Genomic DNA, 830 nt, shown 5'->3' with positions numbered 1-830 from the left:
TATGCCGGAGTGGAGAACCCGCTCTACACCCGTAAGGAGGGTGTAACGATGTGTCTCGGCGATGCCAAGGAGATGGTCGGCGAACTCCTCGCCAAGACGACCGCACCTCTTGCCTCCGCCGGTGAGCCGACGGAGCTCTCCGATGAGGGTGCTCTCCTCCACGAGTCGAAGCGGGTGATCATCGTCCCCGGCTACGGTATGGCGCTCGCACAGGCACAGCACGAGGTGAAGGGACTTGCCGACACGCTTCGTCGCAATGGCGCAGAGGTTCGCTTTGCCATCCACCCCGTCGCCGGTCGTATGCCGGGCCATATGAATGTCCTCCTCGCCGAGGCGGATGTGCCCTACGATGACCTCTTTGAGATGGAGCGGATCAACGACGACTTCAAGGAGACCGATCTCGTGATCGTGATTGGAGCGAATGATGTCCTCAATCCTGCCGCCCGCGAGGCTGAGGGCACGCCGATCTATGGCATGCCGGTGCTCAACGTCGATCAGGCGAAGCACATCATCATCTGCAACTACGACCTCAAGCCGGGCTACGCCGGTGTGGAGAACCCGCTCTACACCCGCAAGGAGGGAGTTACGCTGAAGCTTGGTGACGCCAAGGAGACCGTGGCTCAGCTCGCTGCCGAGGCTGCCGCTGCACCCTCGGAGGTGAAGAAGGCCACCGGTGGTCCAGACCTCTCCAAGGTACTCACTGATGCTAAGAAGGTGATCATCGTCCCCGGCTACGGCATGGCGCTCGCCCAGGCACAGCACTTGGTGAAGCAGCTGGCGGACACCCTGAGCCGTAAGGGCGCAGAGGTTCGCTTTGCCATCCACCCCGT

At 62.0% G+C, this 830-nt stretch carries 1 protein-coding gene; it reads left to right on the top strand.

The window, feature by feature from the left end; translation table 11 throughout:
- The coding region (locus HMPREF2890_RS01050; protein ID WP_246825218.1) for an NAD(P)(+) transhydrogenase (Re/Si-specific) subunit beta at window positions 1–830 on the top strand (830 nt) is incomplete at both ends.

Origin of the sequence: Porphyromonas sp. HMSC065F10 (assembly GCF_001808555.1) — a bacterium.
In the GTDB taxonomy this organism is placed as follows: domain Bacteria; phylum Bacteroidota; class Bacteroidia; order Bacteroidales; family Porphyromonadaceae; genus Porphyromonas_A.
Note: the sequence above shows the minus strand (reverse complement) of the source record. Positions and strands in the feature narration are given on the sequence as shown.